This is a genomic window from Pseudoduganella sp. RAF53_2 (genome assembly GCF_052113985.1).
Lineage (GTDB): Bacteria > Pseudomonadota > Gammaproteobacteria > Burkholderiales > Burkholderiaceae_D > Rugamonas.
The window spans coordinates 1-5,979 of sequence record NZ_JBFRDW010000365.1; the positions used below are offsets into that span (position 1 = coordinate 1).

The window sequence follows — 5,979 nt, forward strand, 5'->3', positions numbered from 1 at the left end:
GCCATCATCACCATGATCCGCCTCAGCGCGGGCGAAGGCCCACAGCAACTCACCTTTGGCGTCCTTCATGCGGAATTCAAGCTCGCACTCGCCCTGGCTCTTGATGCATTCGCGCAGCTGCGCGTTGACTGCTTGATGATCTTCGGGATACACATACCGCAAGAAGTCTTCCGGCTCGGTGGACATGGTCCCTGGCAGCATGCCGACCATGTGTTCGAGTTCCTGGCTCCACCATGCCCGATTGGTGCGCAGGTCCCAGCTGAAGACTCCCATGCGGCCCGCCACCAGTGCCAGCCGCAGCACTTCGCGCGTTTCCGTCAGCTTGCGCGCCAGCCGCGCTGTACTCTGGGCTTCGGCAAGGTCGCGATACATGCGCACGTGTTCCAGCAGCAGCATGACCAGCACGAAGCTGGACGCCACCAGCGCATAGCCGCGCCCCGCATAAAATCCCACGTCCCAGCGGCCGGCGTTGAATATCGAAACCAAACCGATTTCGAAGAACCAGGCTGCCAGCACCACCACCATCCACAAGTCCAGGGTCGACGTGGACCGTCGCGTGAATAGATACGCCAGCGCCACACCCGTGATTATCCATTGACCATAACGTCCGATGTTGAAACTGGACGAATAGTGAGCGCCATTGAGCATTTGCGGCAGGATATTCTGTCCATAAGTGCTGAGCATAACGAGCGCTGCCGCGCAGGCCAGCGTGATCAGGACCGCCTTGCCGGCATCGAGCGCAAAGCGTTCGATGCGCTGCTCGCGGTCCTTCAATCTGGCGTAGGTAATGACGGCGATCGGAAATCCGCAATGCCAGAACACGTGCATATAGCCGGTGGTTTGCGGTCCGCCACCAAGCAAGCCTTGCGGCGCAAAGATGCCGGGGAAGGTCAGAAGGTGGACCACGGCCATGACCGCCGAGAACAGATAGCCGCAGGCCAGCGCGAGTAGCGCGTACTTGCGTGTCAAACGCAAATAGCCGAACAGCAGTGTGGCGGTGATGATGTCGTTGAGGGCGACGACGGGTTGGTAGAGCGGAATGAACCAGTTGGCGACGCCGACCGGCGCCCCGGCAAATGGCAACAGCGCCAGGAACATCCCCGCCGACAGCGCCAGAACGACCAGCGCAAGACGGCGCGAGGCTGGACTGGCTTCGTATTCGGACAGGGTCCGCGCCGGTTCATTGTCCGGAATTGCCCCGCCCTGGCCCGGCTCGCCGGCCGGAATGGCGTGGTTTTCGTTCCTCATGACGGAACATCTTAGGCGGTATCACGATCCGGCGAAGCGCGATACCGCACATAACACAACAAGAAGCCTGGCTTATTTAGCCGAAGAAACGCCGTATCAGCGCCCTCGCCTGACGTGCGCTGTGCTCGACCGTTTCAAAATTCAGCGCTCCGCCCACGAAATAAACGTTGTCGCGGCCCTGCAGCGCATCAAGACGATCAAAGAAACCGTCGCCGAGGGCTACGCTATCGACATGCGGGAAATAATCCCATTCCTGCCGCAGCGCCACACGCAGCAGCTGCCCGCCTTGCGCAGCAACATCGTCCACCAGCAAGGCTTCGAGTTCGTCGATGCTGGTTCCTTGTTCTGCCAGTTGCCAGCCGAGATACATCGGCGGCTCGGGATTGCGGTTGGCCCAGGCATTCATATGGCCAATGCGTTCGGGGAATTCGTTCTCATGCAGGAAGAGGAATTCGGCCGTGGCCAAGCCAGTCGCGGCGAAAGCGTTGACGAAGTATCGCTTACTGCGCAGTTGCTGCAACAGTGCGTCGCCATCCTCACCCAGCGACATGAAGTTGCGCACCGTGTGCAGCGGCGCCGCCACAACGACGGCATCGAACCGATGCCGGTCAGCGCCATTGATCGTCAGCGCGACCGATCCATCGTCTTGCCGTTCCAGCGCGGTGACGCCGGCATTAAGTCTCACATCGTGCTGGCGCGCCAGCGCTTCCCATAATGATTGGAAGCCTTGCGGGAAGACGAAGAACTTGCCCGCTTGCAGACCTCCCGCTCCGTCGGGCAGGAACAGCCATGGCATCAGTTTCATGAAGTACAGCGCCGGCACCGTTTCGTAGTAACCGTAGCCGAAGCCGATCAAAGCGCCGCGCGCCAGTTCCGCGATGGGTGTGAAGCCGTGCAGCGCAGCGAAGCGGTCGAACGGCAAATGCAGCTCTTCCGGCATGCCGGCCAGCGTATCGTAGTTGATGACCGCAAAGCGCTCCAGCGTGTCGGCATAATTGGCGATGGCTTCCCGGATTTCTTCGCGGCTGTAACGGCTGGCGAGGAAGGACATCGCATCATGCCGCACGCCCTCCTCGTCCAGAAACCGCTGCTCCACCGGATACGGGGCAACAGGCACGCGCAAGCGATCGGCCAGGCCCAGCACCAGCTCGCATTCGGCGGCCGCAATGACGGCGCCCATTTCAACGATGCCTGCCGGTGTCCGCATCGAACAGACTTTGCCGCCAACGCGGGCGGCCTGCTCGAATACGGTGATGTGGCGGTAGCCCAGCTGGCGCAAGGTATCCGCCGCACACAGCCCGGCCGGGCCCGCGCCGATGATCGCGATCGATCGATTCATTTCTTCTCCAAATCAGGCGCGCATCAGACGATCGGCTTCGATCCATGCACTGACGGCTGCAGGGAACGCCGGCGAGGATGGGTCGACGCCAAGTACCTCGCACATCTCCTCACTGCCGACAATGCCTTTGCTCCCCACGATGCCGCCCTTGGTATGCCCGACGGCCATCACCTCACCATCGCGCAGAAACTCAAACCGGATGTAAGTCCAGCGTGCGTCCCAGCACTCGGCTCGAAAACGCAGGGTGTAGCGGCGGAATGGCTTCAACCCACGCCGGAACGCAATGATCGAGCCGCCCAGCATGGGACGCCAGCCTCGCCGCATGGCTGGCCCCATGAAACCGGCCCTTGTCATGTACTCCACCAGCGCCAGGTCGATGATGGTCATGTAGCGCCCATTGTTCATATGACCGTTCAGATCGAGATCATTGGGCAGCACCGTGAGCCGCAGGTCGATTGTGTCGCCGATGCGGATCACGGGCTTGAAGAGCGCGGACAGCCAAACGTAGAACAGGCGGAAGTACAGATTCATTGCGCAACGGCGGGCGCTACGCGCTGGCGAATACGGCTCGCCACGTGACGCAGCACTTGCTGGGTGGCCGGTTCGAGGAAAGCATCGACAAACTCGTCGATCGGCAGCGCATCCACGTCGGCAAAGACATCCCGCAGATCGCGCCGGGCGATTGCGCGCGTGCTTACCAGCGCATGGGACGGCATCGCCAGCAGTTCCTTCAGCCGTGCGTGCGCCAGGGTGACCACCTGGTCCTGCGCCGTCAGCTCGTCCACCAGGTTGATGTCCATTGCCTGTTCCGGCGACAACAGGCGGCCGAACACCAGCATGCGCTCCGCATTCAACGCGCCCACCACACGGCGCACCGCGTACTGGAAGCATTCCGGCAGCGCCACGCCCACGCGCACCTCGTTCAGGCCAATCTGCCACGGCCCCTGCGCTATGATGCGGTAGTCGCAGAACGCCGCCAGCAGCGCGCCGGCCGCCATGCAATGGCCGGTAATCGCAGCAAAAATCGGCTGGCGCGACATGGCCATCTCGGAAGCCAGCAGGAACACCTGCTCCCAGTATTCGCGCACTTGAGCGCGCGGACCGTCCAGCAGCGCCGGAATGTCTACGCCGGATGAGAACACACCCGGTACGCCTGACAGAATGATGCCGCGTTGTCCGCTTCGGTTGGCCTCCGCCAGCGCGGCGCGTACCGACTTCAGCACCTCCACGCCGATCAGATTGATGGGAGGCCGGGCGATGCGCAGCTCGGTAATGTCCCCTTCGTGCGGGATGATGTCGATCATGCTGATGCCTTGATGATGTTGTGCTTCAGGCACCACTCGCGCACATCGCGGAAGCGTTCAGCATTCAGGCGCTGGTTGTTCGGCGAATTGCGCACTTCACGGATCTTGTCGGCATCGCCAGGCTTGATCGGGAAGTCGAAAGAAGCATGCAGCGCAATTTCCGGCATATAGGTATATTCGTCCAGCAGGAAGCCGTAGCCCTTCTGGAAGAAATCGCACATCTGCGCCAGTTCTTCTTTGGGAGCAGACTCGAAGTAGTTTTCGCAGATAGTTTTGGCGAACGCGATGTGGCGCACTTCTTCCAGGTGGTGTTCCTTGAACATGGTGCGGGTCAGCGGATCGATGCCATCGGTCTGGGTCTGGAAGATGGAGTTCAGTTCGGCGAACCACTCAATCAGCAGGTTCCAGCAGATGCCGTACACCGGATGCTTACCGGCCAGCTGCTGCTCGAACAGCGAGTAGTTCGGGATGTTCTCCGGATGGCTCCACAGGCGCAGGTTAGCCTTCTCCAGATAGCGGCGGAACATCAGGGTGTGCACGATTTCCTCTCGCGAGAACACCATCAGGTATTCGCGCACGTCGTCCGTCAGCTCACCGTGATATTTGTTGACATACCCCATGTACAGCTCTGGCAAAGTCTGTTCGAGCCAGATGAAGTAGGATACGTCGCGGCCAGTCTCCAGCCACAGCACTTCGTTCTGCTGCTCCGGCGTCAGCGCGTCCCAATAAGGCGTGCCGTAGATCCAGCTGGATTCGGCAACTTTGGGCGGCTTGCTGAAATCAATGCCCGTTTCCCAGTCCACTACCTGGTCGAGGAACAGCAACTTACGGTGCGATGCGTTGATCAGCGTGCGCACCGTTTTCTGGCGGCGCTCATCGAGCACGATCGGATTGGTTTTAGCTTGCGGTACTGCGGCGATACTGGCTTCCATTCACAAACTCCTTTGGGGGAATTGGGGAGATCAGGCCGCGAGTTGAGTGTCTCGCAGTTCACGGCGCAGGATCTTGCCCACATTGGTCTTAGGTAGTGCGTCGCGGAATTCGATGTACTTGGGCTTTTTATAGGCGGTCAACTGCTGTTTGCAGTAGTCCATCAGCTGGTCGCTGGTGAGCGAGGGATGTTTGCGCACCACGAACAGCTTCACGGCTTCGCCCGAGCTGGCGTCCGGTACGCCAATGCAGGCGCATTCGAGCACCAGCGGGTGGGCAGCCACCACGCCTTCGACTTCGTTTGGATAAACGTTGAAACCGGACACGAGGATCATGTCCTTCTTGCGGTCGACAATCCTGACGTAGCCTCGCTCGTCCATGATGCCGACGTCGCCGGACTTGAAGAAACCGGCCGGGGTCATAACCCGCGCGGTTTCGTCCGGCCGGTTCCAGTAGCCCGACATCACTTGCGGGCCACGGATGGCGATTTCCCCTGGCTGGCCATAAGGCAGCGCGTTGCCGTCGTCGTCCAGAATGGCCACTTCGGTCGACGGCACCGGCAAGCCAATGGTGCCGGTGAAGGTTTGCTGGTCGGGGCGGCACAGCGTTGCTGTCGGCGATGTCTCGGAAAGGCCATAGCCTTCCAGGATCGGGCTGCCCGTGAGTTTGAGCCAGCGCGCGCTCACCACTTCCTGCACGGCCATGCCGCCGCCCAGCGTGATTTTCAGGCCGGAGAAATCGACTTTGCTTAGTTCCGGCTGATTCAGCAACGCATTGAACAGGGTATTCACGCCGGGGAAGAAGTTGACCTTGTACTTGGCCAGCTCCAGCGCGAAACCCTTCATGTCACGCGGATTCGGCACCAGCAGATTCATGGCGCCCCAGCGCGCGCCCATCAGCATGCAGGCGTTCAGCGCAAGGATGTGGTACAGCGGCAGCGCGCACACTGTCACCACCTGTTCGCTGGCGTTGAGCAGTGCCGGCCCGGCCCAGGCATCGTTCTGCAGCATATTGGCGATCACGTTGCGGTGATTCAGCACTGCGCCTTTGGAGAGGCCCGTAGTACCGCCCGTGTACTGCAGGAAGGCGATGTCCTCATGTCCCAGCGCGGGTACGCGCAGCGTCATGCCCGCGCCTTCGCTCAGCGCGGTGCGGAAG

6 protein-coding genes are annotated in these 5,979 nt (G+C 60.9%); all 6 read right to left on the reverse strand.

Going from position 1 to position 5,979, the window contains the following annotated elements; all coding sequences use genetic code 11:
- Positions 1-1,248 (reverse strand): MASE4 domain-containing protein (locus AB4Z11_RS20095; RefSeq protein ID WP_442027181.1); only part of this gene is annotated, 1,248 nt, incomplete at its 3' end.
- 76 nt (positions 1,249-1,324) lie between these two features.
- Entirely contained in the window at positions 1,325-2,587 is a 1,263-nt protein-coding gene (locus AB4Z11_RS20100) for a flavin monoamine oxidase family protein (RefSeq protein WP_442027183.1), read from the reverse strand.
- Positions 2,588-2,599: 12 nt separating this feature from the next.
- Positions 2,600-3,118 (reverse strand): thioesterase family protein, encoded by a 519-nt coding sequence (locus AB4Z11_RS20105; protein WP_442027184.1) that lies wholly within the window; start codon positions 3,116-3,118, stop codon positions 2,600-2,602.
- Positions 3,115-3,891 (reverse strand): enoyl-CoA hydratase/isomerase family protein, encoded by a 777-nt coding sequence (locus AB4Z11_RS20110; protein ID WP_442027185.1) that lies wholly within the window; start codon positions 3,889-3,891, stop codon positions 3,115-3,117. The genes AB4Z11_RS20105 and AB4Z11_RS20110 overlap by 4 nt, the downstream gene beginning before the upstream one ends.
- Entirely contained in the window at positions 3,888-4,823 is a 936-nt protein-coding gene (locus AB4Z11_RS20115) for a diiron oxygenase (RefSeq protein WP_442027187.1), read from the reverse strand. The genes AB4Z11_RS20110 and AB4Z11_RS20115 overlap by 4 nt, the downstream gene beginning before the upstream one ends.
- Before the next feature lie 30 nt (positions 4,824-4,853).
- Positions 4,854-5,979, reverse strand: a 1,126-nt coding sequence (locus AB4Z11_RS20120) for an AMP-binding protein (protein ID WP_442027188.1), incomplete at its 5' end; no start/stop codon positions are given.

Coding starts and splice junctions, on each gene's coding strand:
- AB4Z11_RS20100 (WP_442027183.1), bottom strand. CDS start 2,587: ATGAATCGATCGATCGCGATCATCGGCGCGGGCCCGGCCGGGCTGTGT.
- AB4Z11_RS20105 (WP_442027184.1), bottom strand. CDS start 3,118: ATGAATCTGTACTTCCGCCTGTTCTACGTTTGGCTGTCCGCGCTCTTC.
- AB4Z11_RS20110 (WP_442027185.1), bottom strand. CDS start 3,891: ATGATCGACATCATCCCGCACGAAGGGGACATTACCGAGCTGCGCATC.
- AB4Z11_RS20115 (WP_442027187.1), bottom strand. CDS start 4,823: ATGGAAGCCAGTATCGCCGCAGTACCGCAAGCTAAAACCAATCCGATC.